This window comes from Lyngbya sp. CCY1209 (assembly GCF_035615495.1).
GTDB lineage: Bacteria > Cyanobacteriota > Cyanobacteriia > Cyanobacteriales > Microcoleaceae > Limnospira.
In genome coordinates this window covers 1-2,081 of record NZ_JAJENU010000071.1, presented here as the reverse complement: position 1 = coordinate 2,081, position 2,081 = coordinate 1, and the positions used below count along the sequence as shown (strand labels likewise).

Sequence of the window (2,081 nt, the reverse complement as noted above, 5' to 3'; positions counted from 1 at the left end):
GAAACATCGATGTAAAGGTCATTTCAGTTTCCTATTGCCTGTTGCCTATTGCCTATTGCCCTCTAGCAGCGCTTTAAGCGGATTTGATATGACAATCAAAAATCCCCCTCATTGGAAAAGGGGGATTTGGAAAGGAAGTCGCCGATCGCTCTTTTTTAGAAGATCAGAAAATCGTCATCGAGCAAATTTGTAACCCCGGTGACACCTTCGAGTTTTGCCAGAATTTGGGAATCATCCCCGCCGGTATTATCTCCGTTGCCGTCATAAATCAGGTAAGTATCGCTACCGTCATCGTAGGCGAACAGATTTTGCGTTCCGCCCAAAACATTGGAAGAAATATCAGTTTGAACGGGGAGGAGAATATTATCCGTCGTGGCGACCAAACTGCCGGAAATTGCGATCGCATCTCCATCGGCGACACCCAGACCTTCAAAGTCCGCGATCGTATCATAGAAACCCTCACCAATTTGGGCATCAATACTGGTGGTCGCATCGGCGTTAAATGCCGTTCCGCCACCGTCGTCGGCACTTTCATAGTGAAAGATATTGTTGTCATTTCCGCCGACGAGTGAATCGGAACCCAAACCGCCGACAATGCTATCGTTACCGTCATCACCTCGCAAGGTATCGTTACCCCCGAAACCGACGAGGGTATCATTTCCCCCCCGACCCCGGAGATTATCACCAAAATCGGCCCCCTCAATGCTTTCAGCCTCATCAGTGGGTTCAGACAGCAACTCCACAGAAATGGTCGCCGTCGCCGTCTCGCCATTACCATCCGTGATGGTATAGGAAAACTCATCAGTACCCGCATCGCTTGAAAGGCGGGTGTAATTAACTTGGTTGCCTGCCTGGGTGATGAGTCCACTCGTCCCCTCAGTATTCAGGTCTGTGAGGGTGAGAATATCCCCATCTGGATCGCTATCATTGTCAACGGGGTTAATGGGGAACTGAGAGGAATTGTTGACGCGGATGGGACTCTCATCCACGGCGATGGGTGGCTCGTTAACAGAGATAACAGTAATTGTTGTGGTCGCCACATCGCTATCATCCGTGCCATCATTAATGACAACTTCTATGCGACGATCCGTTTCATCCGGTTTGATGGAACTATTGTTGTAAACCACCTGGCCGATCGCGGTTTGGTAATCCGCCAGAGACGCGCTCCCCGTCAGAGTCAAAATTCCCGTATCCGGGTCGTAAGAACTCGCCGTAATCCCGTCGGGGAGATCTCCACTCACCGAAAGACTTTCTTCCTCGTCGAAGGGATTGGTCAGGGTGATGGTGGCCGAAGCAATGGTGGTGTTGTCCGGATCTGCGATCGAGATATCGCCGGCATCCGCCACCGCGAGATTTGCATCCCCTTCGGTGAAGGTGGCTTGGTAATTGTTGCCACCCGCGCCGCTGCTGTTGTCGGCATCGAGATCCAGCAGTGGCGGATCATTCACCGCCACAATACTGATGGTACTAATTGCCGCCGGATCGCTGCTGTCCGTCCCGTCGCTGGCGGTCACTGCGATCAGGCGATCGCCGGTGGCGGGATTCTCGGAACTGTTGCTGTACGTCACCGTCCCCAAAACCTGTTCGTACAAATCGGGAGACGTTTCCCCGGTCAGGGTCAGCACCCCGGTCGCCGAGTCGTAGCTGGCTTCAATTCCGCTATCCCCCGTATCGACCGCGAGCACCTCATCTTCTCCGTCCGAGAGATTGGTGATAGTGACACTCGCCCCGGTCAGGCTGGCATTATCTGTATCGGTAATCGTAATTAGAGCGGCATCGGCGATCGCGACGGCATCCCCATTTTCGGTAAATGTAGCACTCGCATCGAGTCCCGCCGCATCCCCGTTGAGATCCACCACCGGCGGGTTGTTCACCCCGGCTACAGTAATACTGACGGTGGCGGTCGCCGTGACATCGTTATCATCTGCGATCGTGTAATTGAAAGTATCCGTCACCGTTTCCCCGGCGGTCAAAGCCTCAAAAGCCGCCACACCCGTGGGGTCATAGGTATAGCTACCATCATCATTGACCGTCACCGCAGCCCCCCGGGTGCTGGGTGTCTGAAAACCCGTCACCGTCAG

Annotated in this window: 1 protein-coding gene; it reads right to left on the bottom strand. The window is 53.6% G+C overall.

The window, feature by feature from the left end; genetic code table 11:
- Positions 1-155: 155 nt before the first annotated feature.
- A partial coding sequence (locus tag LKE08_RS00355; RefSeq protein WP_324702206.1) for an Ig-like domain-containing protein occupies positions 156-2,081 on the bottom strand: 1,926 nt, incomplete at its 5' end.